The sequence below is a fragment of the Massilia aquatica genome (assembly GCF_011682045.1).
Taxonomy (GTDB): Bacteria; Pseudomonadota; Gammaproteobacteria; order Burkholderiales; family Burkholderiaceae_D; genus Telluria_A; species Telluria_A aquatica.
Map to the genome: position 1 here is coordinate 256,704 of NZ_VVIW01000006.1, position 26,805 is coordinate 283,508.

Annotated in this window: 29 protein-coding genes; 17 read left to right on the forward strand and 12 right to left on the reverse strand. The window is 64.1% G+C overall.

The annotated features are described in order from the left end of the window. Positions 1 to 339: 339 nt before the first annotated feature. Positions 340 to 1,497 carry a type IV pilus assembly protein FimV gene (locus F1609_RS13555; protein WP_167076941.1) on the reverse strand — a complete coding sequence of 386 codons (1,158 nt, stop codon included), beginning with the start codon at positions 1,495 to 1,497 and terminating at the stop codon, positions 340 to 342. Positions 1,498 to 1,613: 116 nt separating this feature from the next. Here F1609_RS13555 and fumC point away from each other — a divergent pair, with 116 nt between their 5' ends. The 3 genes from fumC to F1609_RS13570 all read left to right on the forward strand — a co-directional run bounded on the left by fumC (position 1,614) and on the right by F1609_RS13570 (position 3,796). Next, positions 1,614 to 3,005: a class II fumarate hydratase gene (fumC, locus tag F1609_RS13560; RefSeq protein WP_167076942.1), complete on the forward strand. Its 1,392-nt coding sequence runs from the start codon at positions 1,614 to 1,616 to the stop codon at positions 3,003 to 3,005. A 114-nt stretch (positions 3,006 to 3,119) separates the two neighbouring features. Beyond that, positions 3,120 to 3,353: an RNA-binding S4 domain-containing protein gene (locus F1609_RS13565; RefSeq protein WP_167076943.1), complete on the forward strand. Its 234-nt coding sequence runs from the start codon at positions 3,120 to 3,122 to the stop codon at positions 3,351 to 3,353. A gap of 158 nt (positions 3,354 to 3,511) precedes the next feature. After that, the gene (locus tag F1609_RS13570) at positions 3,512 to 3,796 is read left to right on the forward strand and encodes a DUF883 family protein (RefSeq protein ID WP_167076944.1); all 285 of its coding nucleotides are present in this window, start codon (positions 3,512 to 3,514) and stop codon (positions 3,794 to 3,796) included. A gap of 66 nt (positions 3,797 to 3,862) precedes the next feature. On the opposite strand, the gene F1609_RS13575 is transcribed toward F1609_RS13570, so the two are convergent. The 11 genes from F1609_RS13575 to F1609_RS13625 form a co-directional block, all read right to left on the reverse strand. Continuing rightward, positions 3,863 to 4,807, reverse strand: a complete 945-nt coding sequence (locus F1609_RS13575; protein ID WP_167076945.1) for an NTF2 fold immunity protein — start codon at positions 4,805 to 4,807, stop codon at positions 3,863 to 3,865. Between the two features lie 9 nt (positions 4,808 to 4,816). Continuing rightward, on the reverse strand, positions 4,817 to 5,332 hold the full coding sequence (locus F1609_RS13580) for a hypothetical protein (RefSeq protein ID WP_206752956.1): 516 nt from the start codon (positions 5,330 to 5,332) through the stop codon (positions 4,817 to 4,819). A gap of 134 nt (positions 5,333 to 5,466) precedes the next feature. Further along, complete coding sequence (bufB, locus tag F1609_RS13585; protein ID WP_167076947.1) at positions 5,467 to 7,137, reverse strand: MNIO family bufferin maturase; 1,671 nt, start codon at positions 7,135 to 7,137, stop codon at positions 5,467 to 5,469. Between the two features lie 13 nt (positions 7,138 to 7,150). Continuing rightward, complete coding sequence (locus F1609_RS13590) at positions 7,151 to 7,429, reverse strand: BufA1 family periplasmic bufferin-type metallophore (RefSeq protein ID WP_166874111.1); 279 nt, start codon at positions 7,427 to 7,429, stop codon at positions 7,151 to 7,153. 201 nt (positions 7,430 to 7,630) lie between these two features. Next, on the reverse strand, positions 7,631 to 7,822 hold the full coding sequence (locus tag F1609_RS13595) for a YjfB family protein (RefSeq protein WP_167076948.1): 192 nt from the start codon (positions 7,820 to 7,822) through the stop codon (positions 7,631 to 7,633). A gap of 58 nt (positions 7,823 to 7,880) precedes the next feature. Then, on the reverse strand, positions 7,881 to 8,396 hold the full coding sequence (gene mobB / locus F1609_RS13600; protein WP_167076949.1) for a molybdopterin-guanine dinucleotide biosynthesis protein B: 516 nt from the start codon (positions 8,394 to 8,396) through the stop codon (positions 7,881 to 7,883). 53 nt (positions 8,397 to 8,449) lie between these two features. Next, positions 8,450 to 9,187, reverse strand: coding sequence for a general secretion pathway protein GspB (locus F1609_RS13605; protein ID WP_167076950.1), 738 nt, complete (start codon positions 9,185 to 9,187; stop codon positions 8,450 to 8,452). 1 nt (position 9,188) lies between these two features. Further along, on the reverse strand, positions 9,189 to 10,817 hold the full coding sequence (locus tag F1609_RS13610; protein WP_167076951.1) for an ExeA family protein: 1,629 nt from the start codon (positions 10,815 to 10,817) through the stop codon (positions 9,189 to 9,191). Between the two features lie 27 nt (positions 10,818 to 10,844). Beyond that, complete coding sequence (locus tag F1609_RS13615; protein WP_370661626.1) at positions 10,845 to 11,306, reverse strand: hypothetical protein; 462 nt, start codon at positions 11,304 to 11,306, stop codon at positions 10,845 to 10,847. Between the two features lie 232 nt (positions 11,307 to 11,538). Continuing rightward, positions 11,539 to 11,724 carry a hypothetical protein gene (locus tag F1609_RS13620; RefSeq protein WP_167076953.1) on the reverse strand — a complete coding sequence of 62 codons (186 nt, stop codon included), beginning with the start codon at positions 11,722 to 11,724 and terminating at the stop codon, positions 11,539 to 11,541. Between the two features lie 583 nt (positions 11,725 to 12,307). Beyond that, complete coding sequence (locus F1609_RS13625) at positions 12,308 to 13,225, reverse strand: LysR family transcriptional regulator (protein ID WP_167076954.1); 918 nt, start codon at positions 13,223 to 13,225, stop codon at positions 12,308 to 12,310. Between the two features lie 175 nt (positions 13,226 to 13,400). On the opposite strand from F1609_RS13625, the gene F1609_RS13630 reads away from it, so the two are divergent. The 14 genes from F1609_RS13630 to F1609_RS13695 all read left to right on the forward strand — a co-directional run bounded on the left by F1609_RS13630 (position 13,401) and on the right by F1609_RS13695 (position 26,796). Next, entirely contained in the window at positions 13,401 to 13,658 is a 258-nt protein-coding gene (locus tag F1609_RS13630) for a hypothetical protein (protein ID WP_167076955.1), read from the forward strand. Positions 13,659 to 13,805: 147 nt separating this feature from the next. After that, on the forward strand, positions 13,806 to 14,051 hold the full coding sequence (locus F1609_RS13635) for a hypothetical protein (protein ID WP_167076956.1): 246 nt from the start codon (positions 13,806 to 13,808) through the stop codon (positions 14,049 to 14,051). A gap of 273 nt (positions 14,052 to 14,324) precedes the next feature. Next, entirely contained in the window at positions 14,325 to 15,227 is a 903-nt protein-coding gene (locus tag F1609_RS13640) for a head GIN domain-containing protein (RefSeq protein WP_167076957.1), read from the forward strand. 84 nt (positions 15,228 to 15,311) lie between these two features. Further along, positions 15,312 to 15,884: a hypothetical protein gene (locus tag F1609_RS13645; RefSeq protein ID WP_167076958.1), complete on the forward strand. Its 573-nt coding sequence runs from the start codon at positions 15,312 to 15,314 to the stop codon at positions 15,882 to 15,884. 272 nt (positions 15,885 to 16,156) lie between these two features. Then, positions 16,157 to 17,029, forward strand: coding sequence for a glucosamine kinase nucleotide-binding domain-containing protein (locus F1609_RS13650; protein ID WP_167076959.1), 873 nt, complete (start codon positions 16,157 to 16,159; stop codon positions 17,027 to 17,029). Positions 17,030 to 17,031: 2 nt separating this feature from the next. Beyond that, a complete protein-coding gene (locus tag F1609_RS13655; RefSeq protein ID WP_166874143.1) occupies positions 17,032 to 17,766 on the forward strand; it encodes a GntR family transcriptional regulator in 735 nt (244 codons plus the stop codon). Next, entirely contained in the window at positions 17,763 to 18,875 is a 1,113-nt protein-coding gene (gene nagA, locus F1609_RS13660; RefSeq protein ID WP_167076960.1) for an N-acetylglucosamine-6-phosphate deacetylase, read from the forward strand. Before F1609_RS13655 ends, nagA begins: the two co-directional genes overlap by 4 nt. Then, entirely contained in the window at positions 18,868 to 19,878 is a 1,011-nt protein-coding gene (locus tag F1609_RS13665) for an SIS domain-containing protein (protein ID WP_187363022.1), read from the forward strand. The genes nagA and F1609_RS13665 overlap by 8 nt, the downstream gene beginning before the upstream one ends. A gap of 46 nt (positions 19,879 to 19,924) precedes the next feature. Next, on the forward strand, positions 19,925 to 21,154 hold the full coding sequence (locus F1609_RS13670) for an ABC transporter substrate-binding protein (RefSeq protein ID WP_229421873.1): 1,230 nt from the start codon (positions 19,925 to 19,927) through the stop codon (positions 21,152 to 21,154). Continuing rightward, positions 21,154 to 22,020, forward strand: coding sequence for a carbohydrate ABC transporter permease (locus F1609_RS13675; protein ID WP_167076962.1), 867 nt, complete (start codon positions 21,154 to 21,156; stop codon positions 22,018 to 22,020). Before F1609_RS13670 ends, F1609_RS13675 begins: the two co-directional genes overlap by 1 nt. Further along, entirely contained in the window at positions 22,020 to 22,838 is an 819-nt protein-coding gene (locus F1609_RS13680; RefSeq protein ID WP_167076963.1) for a carbohydrate ABC transporter permease, read from the forward strand. The genes F1609_RS13675 and F1609_RS13680 overlap by 1 nt, the downstream gene beginning before the upstream one ends. A 17-nt stretch (positions 22,839 to 22,855) precedes the next feature. After that, positions 22,856 to 24,172, forward strand: a complete 1,317-nt coding sequence (locus tag F1609_RS13685; protein ID WP_167076964.1) for an MFS transporter — start codon at positions 22,856 to 22,858, stop codon at positions 24,170 to 24,172. Between the two features lies 1 nt (position 24,173). Further along, the gene (locus F1609_RS13690; RefSeq protein ID WP_167076965.1) at positions 24,174 to 25,277 is read left to right on the forward strand and encodes an ABC transporter ATP-binding protein; all 1,104 of its coding nucleotides are present in this window, start codon (positions 24,174 to 24,176) and stop codon (positions 25,275 to 25,277) included. 184 nt (positions 25,278 to 25,461) lie between these two features. Next, the gene (locus tag F1609_RS13695) at positions 25,462 to 26,796 is read left to right on the forward strand and encodes a tetratricopeptide repeat protein (protein WP_167076966.1); all 1,335 of its coding nucleotides are present in this window, start codon (positions 25,462 to 25,464) and stop codon (positions 26,794 to 26,796) included. The last annotated feature ends 9 nt before the right edge of the window (positions 26,797 to 26,805 follow it).

Below are 26,805 nucleotides of genomic sequence, written 5' to 3' on the forward strand. Positions count from 1 at the left end.
GGTCACCGAAGAGTATAGCTTGAAGGCAAATTGATCGCTGGGGGAGGAAAGAATTCTGGAGAGCGATCACCAGGTATCTCCTGGTGTCGCCTCTTGCCGGTTGCATCCGGCGTCCGCTAGCGCATCGTTGGCTGGCGGACCGCTTCCGGGGACAGGCGTTTCTTCAACGATTATCTGCTTGCCGCGCCACGCTATCGTTGGTGGCTGCGCCAGATCCTGGGCCCGTTTTTGCAGTCCCGCAGGACTACGGAAACAAGTATAGCGCAGTTTTTCAAGTTGTGTAGACCACTTTGCGTGCGTGCGAGTCTTTTTTTCAACATTTTTGTATTTGCAAGGAAATCAGCTCGGGTCGGGCTCCACGTGCACCACCGGCGCGGGCTCTTTGGGCTTGCGTTTGAAGCGCGCGGCGAGGCCGGCGAACATGCCTGTTTTGGCCGCTGCGGGCGGGTCGGCAGGTACGGCGGCCTCGGTAGCGAGCGCGGCCTTGCGCTTGCGCCGGCGCAGCAGGAACCAGACGGCCAGCGCGGTCACGAGGGTCGCGCCGACGGCGCCGGCGACCAGCATCCAGGGGAATGGCTCGCCTTTGCTGGCGGCGGCGTTCTTCTTGGCGAGGGCCGCGCGCGAGAGGATCGGCGGCGGCACCGCTGGCTCGGCCGCATGGCTGGCCGAGGCGGCGTCATGCCCGGTTGAAGCGGTGTCATGCCCGCTTGAGGCCGCTTCATGCCCGGCCGAGGCGGCAGCATGACTGGCGGAAGCTGCGGCATGACTTGCGGCGGCACCCTTGCCTTCGATGGCGCGTTGCAGCAGTTTGACCTTTTCTTCGAGCTCCACAATCCGGGCGGACAGCACGCCATTCTTGCGGTCGAGGTCGGCGCACGTCTTGATCTGGTCCTCACTGATCTGGGGACAGGATGCCGGCGCCGCCGACGGCAGTTGCAAGACCCGCACCGGGCGCGGCGCTGGCGCTGGCACTGGCGCGGCTACCCTGGCCGGCTCGGCGCGCACGGGGGCGGCAGGCAAGGCCGCCGGCACCGGGACCGGGACCGCAACCGGTGGCGGTGGCGGCGGCGGTGGCGCCGGCTGCGGATCGTGGCTCAGCCACAAGGTCACCGCGCGCACTTCGCGCTTGCCGCCTTCACCGAGCGTGAGAAACAGGTGCACGTAATCGCCCTCGACCGGCTTGACCGAGGTGATGTGCAGAAACTGGCGGCCGTCGCGCCGCATCACCGACATGGACAGGTTCGACAGCACCGGATGCATGCGCACATTGGCGCCGCGCCACACATCGGGATCGGCCAGCCGCACCTGCACGCTGGCTGCGGGCTCGGCCAGCGAGGTCAGTTCCACATCGGCCACCAGTGGCTGCCCGATGTACGAGCGCACCTGGGCATCGCCCAGCTCGGCCGCGTCGGCATTGGCAAGCGCGACCGCCAGCAGCAGAGAGAACATCAGGGTAGTGACGGACCGGACCAGCCGGACGATTCGGGAATGGTGCATATATGGTAATGTTGTCCAGCTAATGACGGAGGAGCAGAGAAATCTGTAGCCCTGCCGTAATTAACGTACGCTGAGATAAACTCTTTAACCGCATTCCCAAATAAACAGGAAGCAACATGGAAACAAGAATCGAAAAGGACAGTTTTGGCCCGATCGCGGTCCCGGCCGGACGCTTGTGGGGCGCGCAGACGCAGCGCTCGCTGGAGCACTTCGCCATTTCGAGCGAGCGCATGGCGCCCGAGCTGGTGGCCGCGCTGGCCCAGGTCAAGCGCGCCGCCGCCGCCGTCAACCGCTCGCTCGGCCTGCTGCCGGCCGACAAGGCCGAAGCCATCGTCAAGGCTGCCGATGAGGTGCTCGACGGCAAACATCCGGATGAATTCCCGCTGGTGGTGTGGCAGACCGGTTCTGGCACGCAGAGCAATATGAACATGAACGAGGTGCTGGCCAACCGCGCTTCCGAGCTGATCGGCGGCGCGCGCGGCGAAGGCCGCCTGCTGCATCCGAACGACCATGTCAACCTGGGCCAGTCGTCCAACGATATTTTCCCGACCGCCATGCACGTGGCGGCGGCCCAGGCCGTGGTGCAGTCGCTGCTGCCGGCCCTGGCGCGCCTGCGCGGCACGCTGGAAATCAAGTCGCGCGAGTTCGCCGACATCGTCAAGATCGGCCGCACCCACTTGCAGGATGCGACTCCGCTCACGCTCGGGCAGGAATTCTCGGGTTATGTGGCCCAGCTGGAATACTCCGAGCATGCGATCAAGTCCACCCTGCCCGGCCTGCTGCATCTGGCCGCCGGCGGCACGGCGGTCGGCACCGGCCTGAACGCGCACCCGGATTTTGCGGGGCGCATCGCGGCCGAAATCGGTTCGCGCACGGCGATCAGCTTCAAGACTGCGCCCAACAAGTTCGCGGCCCTGGCCGGGCACGATGCGCTGGTCGGCACCCATGGCGCCCTGAAAACCCTGGCCACGGCCCTGATGAAGATCGCCAACGATGTGCGCTGGATGGCGTCCGGCCCGCGCTCGGGCCTGGGCGAAATCAGCATTCCCGAAAACGAGCCGGGCAGCTCGATCATGCCGGGCAAGGTCAATCCGACCCAGTGCGAAGCGCTGACCATGCTGTGCTGCCAGGTGTTCGGCAACGATGTCGCCATTACCATGGGCGGCGCGTCGGGCAACTTCGAGCTGAACGTGTTCAAGCCGATGATCGCGCATAATTTCTTGCAAAGCGCGCGCCTGCTGGCCGACGGCATGCGTTCCTTTAACGATCATTGCGCGCACGGCATCGAGCCGAACCGCGAGCGCATCGGCGAACTGATGGAGCGCTCGCTGATGCTGGTGACGGCCCTGGCGCCGCACATCGGCTACGACCGCGCAGCCCAGATCGCCAAGAAGGCGCAGCACGAGGGCACCACCCTCAAGCAGGCGGCGCTGGCGCTCGGATTTGTGACGGAACAACAGTTCGAAGAGTGGATCGTGCCGCTCGACATGACCCGGCCAGGCCTGTAAGGCCGCGACAAGGCGCAACGCCGCAGGGCACGGCGCGACGCGCGGGCAACGTTGACGCGCCGCGCCGATGCCGCCACACTGCGGTTCTTACATCTATTTTAGGACGAGCGGTAAATGCAGAAAGTCACTTTTGACCTCACAGGCGAGTTCGTCGAACTGAACCAGCTATTGAAACTGTCGGGTCTGTGCGACAGCGGCGGCGCGGGCAAGAACCTGGTTGCCACGGGCGTGGTATCGGTCGATGGCAAAAAGGAGTTGCGCAAGACCGCCAAGATCCGCGACGGCCAGGTAGTCGGCATCGGCGACGTGCGCATCAGCGTGCGCAGCACCGGAGCGGACGGCGCCTGATTGCGCCAGCGCAGGATAAACACCTTGCAATCGGGCAATATTAGAAATATGCTGAGTGAAGCCGGCAGCGGCGCGGGTGTTCTTGCGCGGCGACAAACACGAAATTCCATGCTTTGTATATATTCTAAGACGTGATTAACCGATTCAAGGTGGCCACCATGGATAACCCTGAAGAAAACCAGCAAACCCAGGAACGATTGATCGGCGACCTGCGGCTCGTGATCGAAAACGCGGAAGAATTGCTGAAGAACACGGACCAGTACACCAGCGTGTTATACCGCAGTGCCCGCGCCAAGCTGGCGCTGGCGCTTAACGCGGCCACCGAAGAACTGGCCCGCTTCGAGGACGAGCAACTCGGACGCATGATCGAAGCGACCAGGACCGCCAACGCCGAGAACGCCGATCTGTCCGGCGAAGCGCGCATCATGCGCGCGTTTCATTAACCACGCCAGCGGCGCCTCCCCCGCGCGCCGCTGCTTCCGCCCTCGCCCGCGCCGTTCTCCGGGCTGCTACAAATACCCGTTTTTCCATCCATCGAACAAATTCTGCATGTGATCGAGCAGCCAGGTACTGCCCTTTTTCATGAGCACGAAGCGGCTTTGCAAGTGGCCGAGATGGATGGTGTACACGCATACCTTGCGCGCCGACAGCCATTCGACGTCGATGATACTGTGCTGTTCGTAGGTGGGCGGGATGCCGAAGCTGCCCGCCTCGGCTTGTCCCGAGGCGCTGTGCCTGGGCGTGCAGAATTGCGCGAACACGGCGGCCCGGAGCGCCGGGCGCCAGTCGCTGAGGTGCCGGTCCACACTCTGGTCGAGTGCGAGCTGGGTTTCCCAGGCGCTGATGCCATCCCAGAAGCCTTGCAGGGCCGCCAGCGCGGCCGCCTGCTCGCCCGCGCCGGGCATAAAACCGGGCGGGGTGCGGCTGGCCAGGCGGCGCTGCTCGCGCACGAAATCCCCGTCCAGCCCGGCTGGGTGGATGTCATCCGAATGTAAGGTGAGGGTCGGGTGGGCCGCCAGCGCCAGCACGCCATCGCGCGTGACTGCACTGCCCGTCACATCCAGGTACGACAAGGAGGCCAGGCCGACGATGTGCGGTACGCTGGCGTCGCCCACCTGGGTCGAGCGAAGGGACAAATGGTGCAATCTGGCGTGGCCGGACAAGGCAGCCACGCCAGCGTCGCTGATGCCGGTGTTGTCCAGCACCAGCCAGTTCAGGGCGCGAACACGGGCGATATCGGGCAGCACGGCGTCGCTGATGGCGCTGCCGCCCAGCCACAGGCGTTCCAGCTTCGGCAGCGCGCACAGGGCGCGCACGGCGTCATCGCCAATGCCGCAGCCGGTAAAGGTCAGGCCGCGGATCGAGGGCTTGCTGAGCAACAAGGCAATGTCGGCGGCGCCGAGCGCGCGGTCATGGATGTCGAGAAACCTGGGCCGTGCGGGAAGTTCAAGCATGGCTCGTGCTCAGGCGTTGGCGATCGCGGAGCTGCGCTCCTGCTCCCAGGCTTCCTGCCAGGTAATCGCGCCCGGCTTCTCGAACCATTGCTGGAGGTAATCGGCGATCTCGGCCGCTTCGGGCATGGGCGAGGCCGACAGGTAGGCCATGGTGGCGTCCAGGCCGGCGCCGACGAAATACTCGGCGCCGAGCGAGGTCCCCACATCCATGTTGATGTGCTTGGCTTTCCACAGCAGCAAGGTGTCGGCCACGTCGCCGGCGCGGTACAGCAGGAAGGCGCACTGGTAGATGCCTTCGTAGTAATCCATCTCGTCCTGCACGATGTGGTCCCAGAGGGCCGTGCGCAGGTTGATTTCTTCGTCGAGCAGCTCGATCAGCAGCGCGCGGTACGGCGCCAGGGTCGCGCCGACCAGTTGCTTGTAGATCGCCCGCCTCAGTTCCGGCGCGAGCAGCGCGCTTGCGATTGCGGGAGAAACAGCATTGCCATTGCTCTGGTACTCGGCGATAACTTGATCAGCGCTCATTGACATGAATGAAATCGATTTAAAGGATGATTATAGCGTGAGTAAAACGCGCCCCTTTTGCACCAGAGCCAGACCCGGAAAAAATGGCGTGATTCCGCACAGAAATACTGACAGGCTGCGACGGGCGCAAACGGTCAGTCTTGCCCCGCAGGCGCCAGCAAGATGCCCAGTGCAATCCACTGCGCCAGATGCGCCCCGATGTCGAATTGCTCATCGAGGGCGAATGCGGCATCGAGCGCTTCGCCCATTGTATCTCCCCCGGCCAGCGCGGCGAGCGCGCCTGCGTGCGCGGGGGTGAGCGCGACCAGTTCGGTCTTCCAGCGCGGGCGGGCGACCAGGGCTGCGCTCGGGCAATCCATGGCCGGCGGGAAGCCGACGCCGCTGTCCGGCTGGTGTGCTTGCCACAGGGGCACCACCGCCCAGCCTGATGCGATCAGGCTGCAGGCCGGATGCAGGGCGTAGCGCGCGTTTTGGAAGGCGTCGGGCGTGAGGGAGGCCAGCGCATCGGCGCCGATGGGGTCGGCGTCAGGGGCGTAATGGGCGCGGTGCACGGCCCACTCCAGACGCGCCATGTCGGGCAGGTACGGATACTCGGCGATGTGGGGAAAGCCGTCGAGAAAGCGGGCAAAACTGCCCCCGAAGCGGTTCAGGTCGGCGTCAAGCGAGGGATGGGCCATGCCGTAGGCGCGTGCCAGCGCACCGAAAAATGCGTCGCCAACCAGCTGGCGCAGCACCGGACAAGCCGCCGACAAGGCCTTGTTCCAGGTCACGCCAAGGTTGCCCCGGTACAGGCCGAAGCGGTCGGCATTGGCGCCGCCCTTGAACTGCGCCAGGGCATCGGCTTCACTGCCGTAGTCGAACAGGGCTTGCGCGAAACGCTGCTGGGTAGCGGCCAGGACGCCCTCGCCCGGCGCTTGCGGGTGGCGGCCGCGCCAGGGGTTGGCGACATTGATCACCGGGTAAGCCGCAGCGATGTGCTGCGCCTTGCGCGCTTCGCCCAGCAGCACCTCGAGCGCGGGCACATCGGTATCCCATTCGATCAGGGTCGGCAGGCGGCCGAAGCGCGCCAGCGCCGCCTGGTACAGGGCCCAGACCGGCGCGGCCACCACGTCGCCATGATGGTCGACTACCGCCTGCGGCGTGACCAGATGGCCGGCCAGGTGGATTTCGCCGACGCTGCCGGGCGCAATGGCCGCAATCGCCGCCAGCGCGTCTTCGCCGTGGTTGCACTGGTTGACGTAGAGATTGTTTACATCCAGCAGCAAGGCGCAGCCGGTGCGGCTGGCCAGCTCGGCCATGAACTCGGCTTCGCTCATCGTATCGTCGTTAAAACGCACGTAGGTGGAGACATTTTCCAGCAAAATGCGGCGCTGCAGCCGCTCTTGCACTTGCTCGACCCGCTGGCACAGCAGGTCGAGCGCGGCGCCGCTGAGCGGCATCGGCAACAAATCGTTGAGCTGGCGGTCGGCGACGGCGCCCCAGCACAGGTGTTCGGACACGAGCATGGGCTCGACCCGCTCGACCAGCGCGCAGACACGATCCAGGTGAGCCGTTGAAAACCCGCGCGCCGAGCCCAGGCCGAGACCGACGCCATGCAGGCTGATGGGATAATCGCGGCGCAGTTCTTGCAGCACATGCCAGTCCCAGCCAGCGCGATCGAGAAAGTTTTCGGTGTGGACTTCGAGCCAGCCGATGGCGGGCCTTTGCTCGAGAAACTGGCGGTAATGGGGCGCGCGCAAGCCGACGCCGGCGCCCGGCGAGGCGGGACCGGCAACAGTGTCGACCGGTAAGGCCCCGCCCGTCATGACTTACTTGAACTTACTTGCCGGACAGCTTGCCGCCGGCCTTTTCGCAGGTGCCCTTGGCGACCCATTTCCACTCTTCCGGCGCTTTGTCGACCGTCGATGCGCCGGCGCAGCCGTGCGAACCGGTCGCGCTGGCGCAATCGTTCTGGCCAGCCTTGGCGATGCCGTAGCACTTCTCCTTGTCGGACTTGTCGCCCTTGGACATGGGCGCATCATGCGCGGCGGCCATGCCGGAGGACACTGCGCACACGCCAGCGAGGGCGGCGGCGATCAGGGCTTGACGTTTGTTCATCGTAAATCTCCTTGAATTTATTTGAAGTGAAACAGGAACTGCCAGCTTGAAGGCGATTGTAAAGCCAGCCACGCGATTGCCAGGCGTGCCTTTCAGTTCCTTACAACTTCCCCGTGCCAGCGCCAATTTTAACGTAAAAAAGCCCGGTTCCTCCTTGAATGGGAGGACACCGGGCGATGCAGGCATCGTTGAGCGATGGAATCAGGCAGTCGTATTGATCGTATTGCCCAGATTGGCCGGCAAGCGCTGCGGCTGCGGCAGCGCGCTGATCAGCTGGGCAGCAACCTGGCCTTCCATCTGTTGCGCTTTCTTCAACACGGCGTAGCCGACTTCCTGCTTGACGCCCGTTTCGGCCATGCTGGTGGCCAGTGATGCAATTGATGAAACGTCCATGAGAGCTCTCCCGTTTGATTGGCTATCACGGATGGTAACGACGCCGTTTGCCCGAACTTTAGGCCGGGAGCGAATTAATTCTGGCCTTGAGCCATGCCAGCACGGTTGCCGGGGCATTCAGGTCGAGCCAGGCCACGTTATCGGGAAGATCATCCGGGGGCGGCGCATCCGATGCCACGGCGACAATATGCGGATCATTCGGGTACAGCGGCGGATGACCGAGCGACGGGCGCTGCACCTCCAGCTTGGGAATGGCTTCCCATTTGTAGCCTTCGACCAGGGTCAGGTCGGCCGGGTCCAGCCGCGCCAACTGCTCGCCCAGGGTCGGTTCCGGCTCGCCGCGCAGCTCGCGAATGATGGCCACGCGGAAAGGCGAAGCGATCATCACCTGCGCCGCCCCGGCCGTGCGCAGGCGCGCGCTGTCCTTGTGGGGCGGTTCGAGCATCACATCGTGATGGCTGTGCTTGACGACATTGATGCGCAGGCCGTCGGCCGCCAGTTGGCCGACCAGCGTTTCCAGCAAGGTCGTCTTGCCGCTGCCGGACCAGCCGATCACACCGAGTAAGTTGTGCATGCGCGGCCTTTCCGCCGAGAAGTAAGAGGGCAATTATACAAAGGTCGCGGTCATCAATACGGATGGCGGTAGCGCTGGCCCTTGTAACTCATCACGGCGGACTTGGGCAGCAGTTTTTCCAGGACCAGGCCGGGGGCCACTTCGTCGCCTTCGCGGCGCAAGACTTTATCGATGAGCAACAGGCGGTCGGCCGGATTCCTGGAATAGATGTAGCCGCCGACCGCGATCGGCGGAATCTCGTGCTGTAGCGCATCCGGCAGCTCGCGCAGGGTGCGCAAATTCTCTTCCGCAGAAGGAACCGGCTTGTCGGCCTTGACCGTGTCGGTCCTGGCCGGCTCGTCTTTTTTGAGCGGCGCCGCCTTCTTCACCGGCTCTTCCTTCTTCACCGGCTCTTCCTTCTTCACCGGCTCTTCCTTCTTCACCGGCTGGGGCTTGACCTCGGCCACCTTGACCGGTTCTGGCTTGGGCGGAGGCGCAACTTCCACCACTGGCGCCGGCTGCGGAGCAGGTGGAGGCAACGGCGCAGGCACAGCCGGCGCGGTAGCCGGCACGGTAGCCGACGCAGCCGCCTGCACCACCGGCGCCGGCGGCGTTGCCGTCTGCTTCCAGGCATACACGGCAGCCCCGGTGGCGCCCAATGCCAGCAGCGCCAGTGCGATCACGACCGGTTTGCCGCCAGCGCCTGTCCGCTCCGGCTCGGCGGCATGGATCGGCGTGGCGTGGATGGTCGGGGCGTTGCCGAGCTGGCGTTCGGCCTGCGCCTTTTTAAGTGCTTCGAGAATATAGGACATCTTATGGTTTCCCCGTTGCGCCAGCCGCCAGCAAGCGCGGTTCGGCCACGCCGGTCAACTGGTTCAGGCGCATATAGGTGCGCGGACCGGCTACGCCGTCCGCCTTGAGGTTTTGACGGGCCTGGAATGCGCGCAGCAGTTCCAATGTCGGCGCGCCCAGCGGACGGTCCGCCGGCGGCGGGGCCAGCCCGTTGACCTTGGCCAGGCGCGAGGCGATCCAGTCGACATCGGCGCCCTGCTCGCCCGCGCTGACCTGGTCGCGGAAATAGCGCGGCATGGTCCAGAAGGTCACGAAGCTGCCGTCCGAACGGGTGGCGAGCGCGCCGAGGTCGAGCGTCTGCTCCTTGCCGTCGACGTTCAGGCGCACGCTGCTCTCGTCCATGCCGGTCAGCAACGCGTAGCTCACCACCGGTCCGTCGCGCAAGGTCAGTACGGCCGGACGGTCGAGCAGACGCAATTCGTATAACCCGCCCTTGCCCTGATGGCAGCGCAGGTTCAGTTTCAGCGCATCGTCGCAGGTGGCGCCGGCGGGCAAGGCCACGCCCCACAGCGCCGACAAGGCGTGCAGCGCAGCCGCTTCGCTGGCGTGCGTGAGCGGCACGGCCGGCGCGCGCGCCACCGGCGCCACCGGGGCCGGCGAGGCAACAGCGGCCACGGCCTTGACCGGGGCCGGCGCTGGCGCAGCCTGCACCAGCACCGGCTTGGTGGCAGGACGAAATTGCCACGCCGCCGCCGCGCCGATCGCAGCGGTGGCCAGCACGCCGGCCGCCACATACTGCCACGGCATCCGGGACGCGGGCGCATTGGCGCCGCCCGAAAACACTTCGCTGCCGGCGCGGCGCAGGATCTGGCGCGTCACTTCGCGGCTGTTTTCGACATACGCCCCCAGCAGCGCGCGGTCGCACAACAGGTTGATGCGGCGCGGCACGCCCTGCGACAACTGGAACACCTGTCCCATCAGCGAGCGCGGAAACGGCCGCGACGCCCCGCCCCCGGCCACCGCCAGCCGGTGCGCGACGTAGCTGGCGGTTTCCGCTTCGGTGAGCGAACCGAGGTGATAGCGCGCAATCACACGCTGGGCCAACTGTTCGAGTTCGGGCCGGGCCAGGATCGCGCGCAGCTCCGGCTGGCCGATCAGGATAATCTGCAACAGCTTGCGCTCGCTCGTTTCCAGGTTGGTCAGCAGGCGCAATTGCTCCAGCACATCGGCCGACAGGTTCTGGGCCTCGTCGATGATCAGCACATTGTTCTTGCCCTGCGCGTGACTGAGCAACAGGTAGCGGTTGATCGCGTCCACATAGCTCTTGACGCTGACCGCGCCGGCCGGCGCCGGCGGCAGGTCGATGCGGAATTCATCGCAGATCGACAGCAGCAGTTCCTCGACCGTGAGCTTGGGATTGAAGATGTAGGCCAGGCGGCAGCCCGGGGGAATCTGCTCAATGAAGCAGCGGCACACGGTGGTCTTGCCCGCGCCGATTTCGCCGGTCAGCAGCACGAAGCCGCCGCCGCTGCCCACGCCGTACAGCAAGTGCGCCAGCGCCTCGCGGTGGCGCTCGCTCATGAACAGGTAACGGGGATCGGGGGCGATGGAAAACGGTGATTGCTTCAGGCTGAAGAATTGCTTGTACATGGATTCCCTGGAAGTGCATCACCCGCGCTAGCGGCCGACGGGCAGCGGCTTGTATTTGGCGCAGTAAATCTTGGACTTGGTCTTGAAGTAGACGATCTTGCTGCCGGGATTGGACGCGCGCACCGGATAGCGCGAGTTGTCCACCGACAGGTGGCGCACGCCGACGGCGTTGCGGATCGACTCTTCGAGCTTGTCGGGCGTGGTATCGGCCACGGCGGCCACGAACACCAGTTCGCTGGTATCGTCGCTGATCATGATGTCGGTCACCGGCGCGCCCCACAGGGTGCCCTCGGCCTTGAACCAGTAGGCGCCGCCCTCGTGCTTGTAGGACGGGCCGAAGGCGTTGACCAGGTAATCGTGGAAGTAAGCGTTATCGAGCCCGCTGCGGCACAGGATGGCGCTGCCGATCACGGGGCCGAAGGTGGACGGTGCGGCCTGCACTGCCGGCGGCGCGGCGGCGGCCAGTGCCAGCAGAGTCAGCAGTATCACGGCGCAGCTTCGCCCGGGCAGTGCGCGCAAGCGGGCTGCACCAGGTGAAACCTGCTTCGATCCGATCGCCAGGCGCATCCGACCTCCGGTGGAGAACGTGCTTACTGACGCGCGCGCTCTTCCTTCTTGACCTTCTTGGCTTCCTTCTTTTCTTTCACCGACTTGGCGGGCTCTTTTTTCGTTTCTTTTTTGTTGTCTTGCGCTTTACTCATTGCGGGCTCCTGATAACGATTTATAGCTTGGACAGCCAATTGCGGTTCGCAGCGATTTTCTGCTTGGCCGAGGCCGGCAGCATCTCGTAACAGCCGGGATACTGCTTGAGCGCGTTCTCGCGGATTTCTTTCTGCAAACCGTTGATAATAAACACATATACGACGGCACCATCGTCTTTTTGTCGTGTGCCCATATAGCGGATCATTATTCCTCCTGATGAGACCTCTAAAACCTACTGCGCGGCCCAATTTTCGCCCTGCGATGCTCACCGTACTTTCGTACGGCTGCGCTTCTCGAACGAAACTTGCGTCGCTCGCTACGGTTTTCGACATCTCCTATGTTCCGTGAGCGGAGCGAATAACCTCTGTTAACTCACATCGCCACATTATGACACTGCCCGGCGCGATTTCGCTACCCAAGGTCGATTTTGCGGACGAAAAAAAGCCCGCGCGGAGGCGGGCTTTCGAGATGGGCCGCTAGGGCCCGTAAAACTTCTTGCTTTTGTAAAATTTGCCAGAGAGCATATCGCTGATGCCACTCTGGAATCACTAAATTCCGACTAGAAATATAGCACATGACATCGGCGTGACATGAACAAAATGTCAGCGAGTGTGGCGAGAAAGAAACGCCTAAATGAGTGTGCAGAAATTATTGTGATTTCTAGCGAACAGAAGCGGATGCCTTGCAAGGCGCACGCCGCGACGCAGTGCGAGCACTGCTAGCGGTGGGCAACACAGCAGGGCGCCGCTGATGGAAGCTGGAAATTGCAAGAATTTATGCGCACTTACTTAGACATTGGCCAGCCACGGGTCGCTTTCCGGACGCGGAAAGTGGGCCGTCATGAAATCGACAAAACTGCGCACCTTGTACGACAGCAAGCGCCGGCTCGGATACACCAGCGACACTTCCAGCCGCCCCAGGTGGTGGCCCTTGAGCAGTTGCACCAGCCGCCCACTGCTCAAGTCGTCTTCCAGGGTCAGCGAGGAGCGCACCATGATGCCCATGCCGGCAATGGCCGCCTGGCGCAGCACCGAAATATTGTTCGATATCACGCGTGGGGTAATCGGCACATCGACCCGCTTGTTCTCCCACGTCACCGGCCAGCTGTGGCGCAACTGCTCGAAGGCGAAATTGAGGCAATCGTGGCTCGACACATCGATCGGCGTGAGCGGTTCGCCGCGCCGCGCAACATAGTCGGGCGAGGCACACAGCACCACGTTGGAGGTGGCCAGGCGGCGCGCGATCAGGCTGGCATCGAATTTTTGCAAGCCCATGAAAATGCCGACATCGAAACCTTCCTCGACGATATCGACCGCGTGGTCGGCCATGGTGACGTCGAGCACCACGTCGGGCACGGTGGCGGCGTACAGCGGCAGCAGCTTGGCCAGCTGATACTGGCCGAAGCCGGGATGGCAATAAATGCGCAAGGTGCCGCTGGCCTTGCGCGAGGACGAGGACGCAATGGCGTCGGCATCGTCGATATCGGCCAGGATCTGGCGCACCCGCTCCAGGTACTGCTTGCCGGTTTCGGTGAGCGAGAGCTTGCGCGTGGTGCGGTTGAGCAGGCGCGTGCCGAGGTGGGCTTCCAGGTCGGCGATGTTGCGCGTGACCACCGTGTTCGACATATCCATCGCCTGCGCCGCGCGCGCAAAGCTGCCCTGCTCGACCACCTTGGCAAACACGCGCATTGATTGAAGCCTGTCCATCCCCGCCCCCGATTGTGGATTATCCCAAATTGCGCAACGTTGCATTGCGATTATTCGCCTTTTTTGCGGATACCGCAACGTATAGACTGCTTCACATGGACGAGCAAACGCAAACAAGCAACTCGTCAGCGCCGCCAGCCACCAGCGACGTCCACTCAATTACTGGAGAAACACCATGAAATCATCATCCTTCATTGCTGCTGTTGCCGTTGTTGTTGCCGCCTTCGCTGGTTCCGCTGTTGCCGCCGATACCACCGTGGCCCATGCCGGCGTCAGCGCCGCCGCGAGCAGCATCACCGCCACCCGCCTGAACGTGCCTGAGCTGGCCGTGGCGTCGAGCCGCACCCGCGCCGAAGTACGCGCCGAGGCGCTGGCCGCAGCCAGGAATGCCAGGCCGACCCTGAGCACGCAGCTCGACCTGACAGCAAACTGAGATTGATTATTCCGAATTTAGCAATTGTGCATTGCGTCATTCGGTCTTTTTCGAATCAATCAGTCGGAATACACTGACCTTAATCAAAGAGCACCGCTCTTGCCGCCGCAGACAAATGCGACGTTGACTTAATACTGGAGAAATATTATGAAAGCATCGACATTGTTTACCGCCGTAGCAGCCCTGGTCCTGAGCGGTTCGGCATTTGCCGCCGACGCCCCTGCCGCCAGCACCGCTGTTTCCGCAGCCGCCGCATCGAGCCTGAGCGTGCCAGCAGTGACCATCAGCCAGTCGACCAGCCGTAACCGTGCCGACGTGAGCGCCGAAGCTGTTGAATTCGTCAAGAACTACAAGACCGCCTTCGCCATCCAGCTGGAACAGTACAAGAACTAAGCAAGCCAGAAGCAAGCACGAAGCAATAAGCAAGCTTTAAAGCGCAGCGGCCAGCCCCCGGCCGCACGCGCGCAGCACCCTCCGCAGCACAGTTCAAACCGGAAAACCCGACGCCCCCTCGGGTTTTCCGACCTCCTCTTCGCCTCCATCCGGCACCGCATCCCGACCGTTCAAGCCCTTGAATTGTCAATCCATCGTTTTGTGCGCGTGTGCGCGGCCCTGTCGCCGTATTGTTGATGCTCCGTACTCAACGCCGCCCAGCGGCCACATGCCATGACCACCTTATTCAAGCAAGCCACCTTCGCCACCCTCCTCTGCGCCGCCGCAGCCGCCAGCGCCCAGGACATCTCCGACGTGCGCAAGGTCGCCCCCTTCCACGCGATCGAGGTGTCCGGTCCTTATACAGTGGAGATCCAGGGCCAGGGCACGCAATCGCTCCAACTGTCGGGTCCGCGCAAGGAACTCGAGCGCATCGACACCATCGTCCAGGGCGACACCCTGATCGTGCGCCCGCGCTCCACAAGCGGCATCAACATCAGCTTCAACGACAAGGAGCGCATCGTCGTCAGGATCACCGCGCCCGGCCTGCGCAGCCTGGCCAAGTCCGGCAGCGGCGACGTGTCGGCGCGCAATGTCGAGAGCCCGCAATTCGCGCTGAACGTGAGCGGCTCGGGGGATGTGGAGATGTTCCAGCTCAAGACCGACAAGCTGAACGTGAGCATGAAAGGCTCGGGCGACGTCGACCTGGGCGGCGACGCCACTGTCTTGCAGGCCAGCGCCGAGGGCTCGGGCGACTTCGACGCTTGCAGCCTGAACGTCAAGCGCAGCAGCGCCGTGCTGCGCGGATCGGGTGAAGTCTGCGTCCCCGGCGGCACCGAGGAATTCTCGGGTGAACTGCACGGTTCGGGCGAGCTGACGGTCAAGCAATTGCAGGCCGACAAGGCGCGCCTGGTGGTGACCGGTTCCGGCGAGGTTGACATCGACGGCAGCGTCGGCACCCTCACCGCCGACCTGAACGGTTCGGGCAGCATCGAGGCCGACAAGCTGGTGGCGCAACAGGCCAATGTATCCGTGCGCGGCTCGGGCAATGTGGAAGTGCGCGTCAAGCAAGCCGGCAATGGCGCCGCGCAGCTGATGCGTTATGACCGCAAGGGCGCAAAAGCGACACGCGGCTGATGCTAGCGCGGTGGGCGCCTGAAGCGACGCAGGCTCCTTCGAACTGCGGGCGGCAGATACAATAGGCGTATGATAAAAACAACCATGCGCTCCGCCGCCCTCCTCATTTTCATCAGCGCCTGCAACGCGGCGCTTGGCTCGGATACCAGCACCATCCAGGCCAAGCCCGATCAGGCTTTCCTCCAACTCGCCGACGCCGCCCGCTTCCTCGCCAATTACAAGGAAATGGCGGCCGTATCGGTGCGCGTTTCCGCCAGCCTCGAGCCAGGTGACCGGAACCCCCACGCCGCCTTCATGGCCAAAGTCGCCGTCGCCGACCTGAGCGACATGCGCGACTGCATGGGGCGAGCCTATGCCAGCGGACCCGTCACGCAACAGGACGCCGTGCAACTGGTCCGGATGTTCACTTCGCCGCTCGGTAAAAAGATACTTGACATCCACCACAGGGGACTCATGGCCAGTTTAGATAAGGACGCGTATCCGCCTGTCGATTGGTCGTCCATCACGGAAGAAGAGCGCACCGAAACGCCGGCGTTCTTTGAACATCCCGCCTTCAAGCGCTATGGTGCGCTCATTTCCAGTAGGGCTTTCGATCATGCCAGCACGGCGTGCCTGGTAGAGTCCAGAATCGGCAAAGCCACCGGCTTCAAAGGCTGAGCCAGCGCGCTTGCACGCGTGCCGCGCGCCCGCCGCGGGCGCCGGGCGCGCTTCCTTCCATACCAAATTGGCACTAAACCAACGCCGCCGCAATACCATTTCCGTTCTTTTAAAATCACTTTAAAAACAACCGGTTAAGCCGATTCAGGCATGCAGCCACAGCATGCCAATTCGGTATTTTATAATACCACTTAAATACCTGTTGACAAGGTGGTTTGTCGATCATATAGTGCCCACACCTTCCCCACTTCAGAACCCGGACAAGAGCAAACATGATCGAATATCTCATCGGCGTCGATGGCGGTGGAACCGGTACCAGAGTGCGCCTGGCGCGTGCCGATGGCAGCGAACTGGCGCAAGGCCAGGGCGGCCCGTCCGGCCTCTCGCTCGGCATTGCGCAGGCGTGGAAGTCGGTCGCCGACGCCATCGCCGCAGCCTTTAACGCGGCCGGCATTGCGCAGCCGGCCAGGGCCAGCATCGCCATCGGACTCGGACTGGCCGGCGTGCACAATCCGCTGTGGGCCGAACAATTCGTCGCCGCCGATCCGGGCTTCGGCGCCCTGCGTCTGGATAACGACGGCTACACCACCCTGATCGGCGCGCACGGCGGCAAAGCGGGCAGCATCGTCGCCATCGGCACCGGCAGCGTGGGCCAGGCCATCCTGGCCGACGGCAGCCGGCGCGAAGTGGGCGGCTGGGGGTTTCCGACCGGCGACGAAGCCGGCGGCGGCTGGATGGGCCTGCGCGCCATCGCCCATATCGAAAAAGTCATCGACGGCCGCGCGCCGCACAGCGCCTTTGCGCAAGCGGTGATCGACGCCTGCGGCGGCGAACGCAATGCCATCCAGGTCTGGATCGGCGGCGCCACCCAGACCGTATTCGCCTCGCTGGCGCCGCTGGTGGTGGCGCACGCCGAATCGAACGACACCGCGCGCGCCATCCTGGCCGACGCCGGACGCGAAGTGGCCTTGATGGCGCACGCGCTCGACGCGGCCGGCCAGCTGCCGCTGGCCCTGTGCGGCGGCCTTGGCGCGCCGCTGCGCGCTTACCTGCCGCCAGACCTGCTGGCACGCAGCGTCGCTCCCCTGGGCGACTCCGCCAGCGGCGCGCTGCGCATGATCGAACTCCACGTGAGAGGACACTAACCATGCTTGCGCAGCTCAGCGATTTCAAGCCCGACGCCGACAGCGTCACCCCGCTCTACATGCAGCTGGCGAACAAGCTATCGGCCGGCATCACCAGCGGCGACTGGCGCGCCAACGAAGCATTGCCGTCCGAGCGCATGCTCTCGGACATGCTCGACATCTCGCGCGTGACCGCGCGCAAAGCCATCGACATGCTGTGCGAGCGCGGCATGCTGACGCGCCGGCGCGGGTCCGGCACCTACATCACGCCCAAGCTGGAACAGCCGCTCTCGCGCCTGACCAGCTTTTCGGAAGAACTGAGCCAGCGTGGCTTTACCGCCGGCTCGCGCTGGCTGGAACGCGAAATCGGCGTGGCCGCTCCCCTGGAACTGCTCTCGCTCGGGCTCTCGCCCAACATGCCGGTGGCGCGCCTGCGCCGCCTGCGCACCGCCGACGATGTGGTCATGGCGATCGAAACGACCACCATCCCGGCGATCCACATGCCCGACCCGCACGGCGTGACCGATTCGCTGTACGGCTACCTTGAAGCACGCGGCGCGATTCCGATGCGCGCGCTGCAGCATATCCGCGCCGTCAACGCCAATGCGGAGCAGGCGCGCCTGGCCGGCCTGGCGCCGGGTGCGGCGATGCTGCACATTACCCGCGTAAGTTACCTGGACAGCGGCGCGGCGGTGGAACTGACCCACTCGTTCTGCCGCAGCGATTATTATGAATTTGTAGCGGAGTCGCGCCGATGAGCGATGCAATCAAGGGCAACATCCTGACCAGCAGCGGCTGGGTCAACGGCGCGGTCAGCTTCGGCGAACGCATCACCAACATCATCGGCGGCGCGGTCGACCCGTCGGTCAACGGCGACGACTATGTCATCCCCGGCTTCATCGACCTGCACGTACACGGCGGCGGCGGCAAGGACATCATGGAGGCCGGCGACGCGCCGCACATCATCGCCGCCATGCATGCCAAGCACGGCACCACCAGCCTGCTGGCCACCACCATGACGGCGCCGCCGCACGAAATCACGGCCGCGCTCAAAGCCATCGGGGCGGCCTGCGCGGCGCGCCGGCCGGGCGCCGCGCGCGTGCTCGGCGTGCACCTGGAAGGCCCGTATATCAATTCCGGCAAGCTGGGAGCCCAACCCAATTACGCGCGCGCCGCCACCCTGGCCGAAGTGCAGCAGCTGGGCACCCTGGCGCCGATGCGCCTCATTACCGTGGCGCCAGAAATCGCCGGCCACCTCAATTTAGTCAGGGAACTGAGTAACGCCGGCATCCGCGTGCAGATCGGGCACACGCTCGGATCGTACGAAGATGGCGTGGCCGCGCTCGAGCATGGGGCGGCCGGTTTCACGCACCTGTTCAACGCCATGAGCGGCCTGCACCACCGCGAGCCGGGCATGGTCGGCGCGGCGCTGGCGCATGCGCAGTACGCCGAACTGATTCCCGACCTGCTGCACGTGCACCCGGGTGCCATCAAGGTGGCCCTGCGTTCGATTCCGCATCTGTACTGCGTCACCGATTCCACCGCCGCCACCGGCATGCCCGACGGCGACTACAAGCTTGGCCGCCACAGCGTGCAGAAATGCATGGGCGGCGTGCGCCTGCCCGACGGCACCCTGGCCGGCAGCACGCTCACCATGGACCAGGCGCTGCGCAACCTGGTCAGCCTGGGCCTGACGCTGGAAGACGCGTCGCACCGGGTCTCCACCTATGCCGCCGACTACCTCGGCGAAACCGAACGCGGACGCCTGGCGACCGGCGCCTTTGCCGACATGGTGGTGCTGGACCGCGATTTGAAAATCAAAGCTGTCTATATCGAAGGAGAAAAGTGTGACCTCACTGATGCTTAAAGAAGCCCTGTCCGCCGCCGACTGCGTCGCCCTGCAGCTGGAAAACGACGTCGAACGCTACGCGGAGCTGGGCCGCAAGCTGAGGACCACCACCTTCAACACCGCGCTGACGGTGGCGCGCGGCAGTTCCGACCACGCCGCCAACTACTGCGCCTACCTGATCATGGCGCGCATGGGGCGCATCGTCGCGTCCCTGCCGATGTCGCTGGTGACCTTGTACAAGTCGCCGCTGGTCACGCGCGACACGCTCACCATCGCCATTTCGCAATCGGGCCAGAGCCCGGACGTGGTCGAACCGATCCGCTACTTCCGCGACGGCGGCGCCACCACCATCGCGCTGGTCAACGATATCGATTCGCCCCTGGCCGCCGCCGCCGAATGGGCCATGCCGCTGCGCGCCGGTAAAGAGCAAAGCGTGGCCGCCACCAAGAGCTTCATCACCAGCCTGGTGGCCGGTGCGCGCCTGGTAGCGCAATGGCAGAACGACCCGGAACTGACCGAAGGCCTGGCCGCCCTGCCCGATGCGCTGCGCCGCGCCACGGAAGTGGACTGGTCGCCGGCGCTGGAGGTGCTTACGCCGGCGCGCAACATCATGGTGGTCGGACGCGGCATCAGTTTTCCGATCGCGCTCGAATCGGCGCTCAAATTCAAGGAAACCTCGGCCTTGCAGGCCGAAGCCTTCAGCGGCGCCGAAATCAAGCACGGCCCGATGGCGCTGATCGAAGACGGTTATCCGCTGCTCATTTTCGCCACGCGCGGACCGACCCAGGCCGGCCTGATTGCACTGGCGGCCGAAATGCGCACCCGCGGCGCGCGCGTGCTGCTGGCCGCACCCGCGGACGTAGCGGAGCGCGACCTGACCCTGCCCACCGCCGCCACCCCGGACCTGGACCCGATCGTCGCCGTGCAAGCCTTCTATGTGATGGCGGCGCAGCTGTCGAAAGCGCGCGGCATGGACCCGGACCGTCCGCGCCATCTCAGCAAAGTCACCAAGACCAACTGACCCTCCCCCGCCATCGATGAAGATCAAGACACTCCTGACGGCATTGATGGCATTTGGCCTGGCGGCATCCGCAGCCGCCGCCGAAACGAAGATCGAATTCTGGACCTTCAGCATGAAGCCCAAGTTCACGCCCTTCTTCGAATCGGTGGCGCGCAATTACGAGGCGGCCAATCCGGGCGTGAAGATCGAATGGATCGATTTTCCATGGGACGTCATCCAGACCAAGCTGGTCACCCGCATCGTGGCCGGCACGCCGCCGGCGCTGGTCAACCTGAACGTGCCCTGGGCCGACGAATACGCGCGCGACGAGCTGCTCACGCCCGTCGACGCCCTGCTCGGCGCGTCCAAATCCAGCTACATCCCCAGCACCCTGGAAGACCTGCGCTTCAAGGGCAAGACCTACGGCTTCCCGATGTACAGCAACGTCGCCGTGATCGCCTACAACCAGGTGATTTTCAAGGATGCGGGCTTGACGCGCGGTCCGCAAAGCTTCGATGAACAGCTGGCGTTTGCGCGCCAGATCGCGGCGCGCACCGGCAAGGCCGGCATCGCCCCGGCGCTGTCGAAAATCGATGGCCTGTTCATGTGGCAGGGCCTGGCCGTCATCAAGGATGGCAAGGCGGTGTTCAATTCGGCGCAGCACGTGGCGCTGGTGCAGAAACTCGCGGCCACCTACAAGGCCGGCGGGCTGCTGAAAGAAAGCCTGTTCGCCGAAGATAACTTCCCGGCCGTGATCGACGCCTACAAGGGCGGCCGCCTCGGCATGCTGCTCGCGCCGCCGACCGCACTGAAACGCATCCAGGGCGACGCAAAAGACATCTACGCGATTACCGGCGTGGCGCCGGCGCCGCTCGGCCCCACCGGCATCGCCGACGGCGGCTGGCTGATTCACTTTGCGATCCCCAAGGGCGTCGATGCCAAGCTGCTGCCCGCAGTCGGCAAATTTGCGCTGTACCTGACCAGCGACGCCAACCAGCTCGCCTTTGCCAGGCAGGCCAGCGTGTTCCCGACCACCGTCAAGGCGGCCGCCGATCCGTATTTCCTGGCGCTGCCCGCCAACGCCGGCGCGGCCGAAAAAGCGGTGGCAGCGGGCGCGCGTTCGATGGCGCATTCGCACACCCTGTACGTGGCCGGCATCGACGACTACGACGAATTGCGCCGCTCGCTGGTCAAGGCGGTTGAAGCCGGCGTCACCGGCAAGCAGGATGTACAACAAGCGCTCGACCAGGCGGTCGCGATCTGGAACAAGAAGCTGTCCAAACAGAGGCTGCATTAATGAGTACACGGCGCCACACCTTGCAGGCATGGATGTTCCTGGCACCGGCCCTGGTGCTGCTGGCCGTGTTTTCGTTCTGGCCGGTCGCTTACGGCTCCTTCCTCGCGTTCACCGACTACTCGCTGATCCGGCCAACCTCGTTCGTCGGACTGGACAACTTCCGCTACATTTTCGATAACGAGATGTTCGTCACGGGCCTGAAAAATTCGCTGCTGTTTTTGGTGATGGTGCCCTTCGTGCAGATCGGCGCGGTCGCGCTGGCGGTGCTGGTCAATAACCAGCTGCCCGGCATCCGCTGGTTCCGCGCCGCCTTTTACGTGCCGGTGGTGACCACGGTGTCGGTGGTGGGCATCATGTGGGGCTTCATGTTCCACGAACAGGGCACGCTCAATTACGTGTTCATGCAGCTGCGCCTCGCCAACGCGCCGATCGGCTGGCTGACCGACGACACGCTGGCCCTGTTCGCGGTCATGTTCGTGACGCTCTGGCGCGGGCTTGGCTGGTACATGGTGATGTACCTGGCGGCGCTGCAATCGATCCCGGCGGACATGCAGGAAGCCGCGATGCTCGACGGCGCCAACCGCTGGCAGCAGTTCTGGAAAATCACCGTGCCGATGCTCAGGCCCACGATTGCGGTGTGCACCATCCTGTCGGTGCTGGCCGCGCTCAAGGCTTACCAGGAAGTCGACGTACTGACCCAGGGCGGGCCGATGAATTCGACCTTCACGGCGCTGTATTACGCCTACGACCAGGGCCTCAAGCACCTCAAGCTGCCGCGCGCGCTGGCCGCCAGCCTGGTGGTATCGAGCATCTGCATCGGCATTGCGCTGGTGTGCCTGCGCTACCTCAAGCCGAAGCACCGCTGATGCGCGCCCGTCCGCTGGCCACGTTCGGCCATTACCTGATCCTGTGCTTGCTCGCGGTGGTGTGCGTGTTCCCGTTCTGGTGGACCCTGGTGACCGCCATGTCGACCGAAGGCAATGTGTTCGCCTTCCCGCCCACCTTCTGGCCGCGCAAGCCGTCGCTGGAAAACTTTGCCGAGGTGTTCCGCGCGATTCCCATCCTGGCGTTCTTCAAGAACTCGGTGCTGATCGCGGTGTGCACCGTGTTCTGGAAGCTGGCACTGTGTTCGCTGGCGGCGTACCCGCTCGCGCGCATGCAGTTCCGTGGCCGTAAACTGGTGTTCGGGATCATCCTCGCCACGCTGGTGCTGCCGTCCGAAGTCAATTTTCTGGTGAACTTCATCACCGTCACCAAGCTGTCGCTGGTGGACACCTATACCGGCGTGATTCTGCCGAACGTGGTCACCGCCGTCGCCATTTTGCTGCTCAAGCAGGCCTTCGAGGAAGTGCCGCAAGACCTGATCGACGCCGCCCGCGTCGATGGCGCCTCGGAGTGGATCATCTTTAGCAAGATCATGCTGCCCTTGATCGCCCCGTGGCTGGCCACGGTCGGCATTTTGACGGCGGTCGAAGCCTGGAACGAGTACATCTGGCCGTCGATCGTGATGAGCAAACCCGATGAATTTCCGCTGTCGGTGGGCGTGCTGTATTTGCGCGGCACCTTCGGCAGCAGCACCCGCGTGATCGCCGCCGGCACCGTGCTGACGATCCTGCCCACGCTGGCCGCCTTTCTGTTCACGCAGCGCTTCTTCATGCGCGGCATGGACGGCGCAGTGAAGTAACCCACTCAAGGATGTCGATGGAACTGACTAAAACAACGAAAAAAGAACGCAGCCCACTGGCCTGGGTCCCCAGCTTGTACCTGGCGCAGGGCCTGCCCTTCTTCGCGGTGGCGATGGTGGCCGGCCAGATGTTCAAGAGCATGGGCGTGGCCAACGACGACATCGCCCACTGGACCGCCGCCATCATGTCGGCCTGGATCTTCAAGCCGCTCTGGAGTCCTTTTCTGGAACTGGCGAGCAGCAAAAAGATCATCGTGGTCAGCTTCCAGCTGATCGGCGGCGCCTGCCTCGGCCTGGTGGCCCTCGCCCTGCACATGCCGTTCTGGTTCGCCGCCTGCGTGGTGATGCTCACCCTGGTCGCCATTTCATCGGCTACCCACGACGTGGCCTGCGACGGCCTGTATATCTCCAGCCTGACGCCAAAAGAGCAGGCAGCCTACGCCGGCTGGACCGGCACCTTTTTCAACGCCGGGCGCTTCATCTCGTCCGGCGGCCTGCTGCTACTGGCCGGGTATTTTGAAAAGACCATGGGCGTCACCTCGGCCTGGACCATCGTGTTCTGCATCCTGGCGCTGATGATGGTCACGCTCGGCCTGTACAACGGCTGGGCGCTGCCGCTGGCGAAAAATCCGGTCAGCGCCGACATCACCGCAAGCGCGATCGCGCGCACGCTCAAGGAAGTCATCATCGACTTCTTCAAGAAGCCCGGGATCTGGGTCTCGGTCCTGTTCATCATTCTGTTCCGCGCCGGCGAAGCGCAGGTACAGACCATCGGCCCGCTGTTCCTGCGCGAGGCGCGCAACCTGGGCGGGCTGGGATTGACGACGATCGAAGTGGGCGCCGTGTACGGCACGGCCGGCACCGTCGCTTTCGTCATCGGCAGCATCGCCGGCGGCTACTTCACCTCGTGGCTGGGCCTCAAGCGCGCCATCCTGGTGCTGATCCTGGCGGTGAACCTGCCCAACCTGGTGTTCTACTTCTTGTCGACCACCCTGCCGACCGACCTGACCCTGATCGGCGCGGCGCTGGCGGTGGAGATGTTCGGCTATGGCTTCGGTTTCGTGGGCCTGATCCTGTACATGATGCAGGTGGTCGCGCCGGGCAAATACCAGACCGCGCACTATGCGTTTGCCACCGGGATCATGCAGCTCGGTTTTTCGCTGTTCAAGTGGGTCAGCGGCGACATCCAGATCGCGCTCGGCTACCACAACTTCTTCCTGTGGGTGCTGGCCGCCGCGGTGCCGGTGGCGATCCTGTCGCAGATCATTCCGATGAGCGCGAGCGGACGCCAGCAGGCCGACCTGGCGGCCGCCCGGCCATCGACGGCGAACTGACATGGCCGCCGTCACCCTCAAGGGCGTCGTCAAGCGCTACGACGACAAGCAGACCATCATCCACGGCATCGACCTGGCCATCGCCGATGGCGAATTCGTGGTCTTCGTGGGGCCGTCCGGCTGCGGCAAGTCGACCCTGCTGCGCATGATCGCCGGGCTGGAAGAAATCAGCGCGGGCGAACTGCATATCGGCGGCCTGCTGGCCAACGATGTGGCGCCGGCCAGGCGCGGGCTGGCCATGGTGTTCCAGTCGTACGCGCTGTATCCGCACATGACGGTGTTCGAGAACATGGCGTTCGCGCTCAAGCTGGCCGGCCACAAGGGCGAGGAGCTCAAGGCCCAGGTCGGGCGCGCCGCCGGGATTTTGCAGATTACGCACCTGCTGCAGCGCCGCCCCAAGGAGCTGTCGGGCGGGCAGCGCCAGCGCGTGGCGATCGGACGCGCCATCGTGCGCAAACCCGAGGTGTTCCTGTTCGACGAACCGCTCTCGAACCTCGACGCCAGCCTGCGCGTGCAGATGCGGGTGGAACTGTCGCGCCTGCACAAGGAACTCAAGACCACCATGATCTACGTGACCCACGACCAGGTCGAGGCGATGACCCTGGGCGAGCGCATTGTGGTCATCAACGGCGGGCGCATCGAACAGGTGGGCACGCCCTACGAGCTGTATAACAACCCGGGCAACCTGTTCGTGGCGGGCTTTCTCGGTGCGCCGAAGATGAACTTCATCGCTGCCGAAGTGGCGCATATCGGCGCCATCGGCGTGCGCGTGCGCCTGGCCGACGGCACCCTGGTCGACGTCGATGCCGACGGCAGCGCCGCCACCATCGGCGACAAGCTCACGCTGGGCGTGCGCGCCGAACACATGGCGGTGTTGCCGGAAGCGGCGCAGCAGGCCAATACCGTGGCCGCCACGGTCGGCCACGTGGAGTACCTGGGCGACCAGACCATCGTCTACGCCAGCATGCCGGGCGACCCGGCCCTGATTGCGCTGCGCCAGCCGCAAGGCGCCATGCTGCGCGCGGGCGAGCGCATTGCGGTGCAGTTGCCGCCCGCGCACTGCCATCTTTTCGACGCCGGCGGACGCGCGTTTGCCCGTGCATGAAGCGGTCCGCACGGAAATTGGCGTGCAAAGATAGAGTTTATGTAACAATATGCGCTTCGTCCGAAATTCGCACCCGGCTCCCCCTGAGCCGGATGTCGCGTATGCAGGTCGCGTGTCCACGGTTCGGCGCTCTGATGCGTTATAGCGTCAGGCTGTCTTTATGTCTTTGATTGAAGGATTTTCCATGTCCCAGTTTCGTCTCGCTCGTATCAGCCTGATCTTGGCCGCCATTGGCCTCAACGCCGCCCCCGCGCTGATGACCAGCGCCAGCGCACAAACCGCCCCGGCTACGCCTGCGACCAGCGCCGCTCCGACCAAACCCGACACCGTTCGTCCGGATCTGTACAAACTGCTCGAACCGGGCATGATCAAGGGCTTGATCGACGGCAAGAAATTTGCCGAAGTCCAGGAAAAAGTCACCGCTGCCGAAGCCTTTGCCAACCGCACCCCGTACGAGACCTACGTCATCGAACGCATGAAGTTCGCCTTGGCCTCAGCCAGCGGCAACGATGCCCTGGCAATGAGTTCGCTTGAAGCGATCATCAACTCGCCAAGCACGCCGGCGGCCGACAAGCCGGAATTCATCCTGGCGATGGGCAACATGCAGTTCAACGCCAAGAACTATCCGAAGGCGATTGAATGGATGAAGCGCTACATCAGCGACGGCGGCTCGCCAACCCGCGTGCGCGGCTCGATCGTGCGTGCCTACTATCTGAACAATGACTTCCCTGCGGCCAAGACCGAAGTGATGGCCATGCTGGCCGAGTCCGAAAAAGCCGGCAAAGTGCCGCCTGCGGACGACCTGCGCCTGCTGGCCACCATCGCCGGCAAGCAGAAGGACATGGCAACCTACACCGCCACCGTCGAGAAGCTGGTGGCCTCGTATCCGACCGAAGAACTGTGGGCCGACCTGCTGCACCGCATGTACGGCAAGACCAGCTTCAACAGCAAGCTGCAACTGGACGCGTACCGTCTCGAGACCACCGTGCTCAAGCAGATGGAAGCGGAACAGTACGTCGAGATGGCTGAACTGGCACTGCTGGCCGGTTTCCCGATCGAAGCGAAAAAGGCGGTTGACGCCGGTTTCGCGGCCAATGTGCTGGGCACTGGCGCCAACGCCGCCAAGCACAAGTCGCTGCGCGAGCGCGCCAACAAGAATGCCGCCGACGACGTCAAGAACATCGCGTCGGGCGAAGCGAGCGCATCGAAACTGAAAGACGGCACCGGCCTGGTCAACCTGGGTTACGCGTATTCGACCATGGACGAGTTCGACAAGGGTGTCGACCTGATCGAAAAAGGCATCGCCAAAGGCGGCCTGAAGCGTCCTGAAGAAGCCAAGCTCAAGCTGGGCATGGCGCTGGCCAAGGCCGGCCGCAAGGACGATGCGATCAAGACCTTCGAGGGCATCAAGGGCACCGATGGCATCGGCGACCTGGCGCGTTACTGGGTGATGTGGTTGAAGCGTCCTGCCGATACGGCAGCGGCAGCGGCCCCGGCAGCAGCGCCAGTGGCCAAGTAATTCACGGCA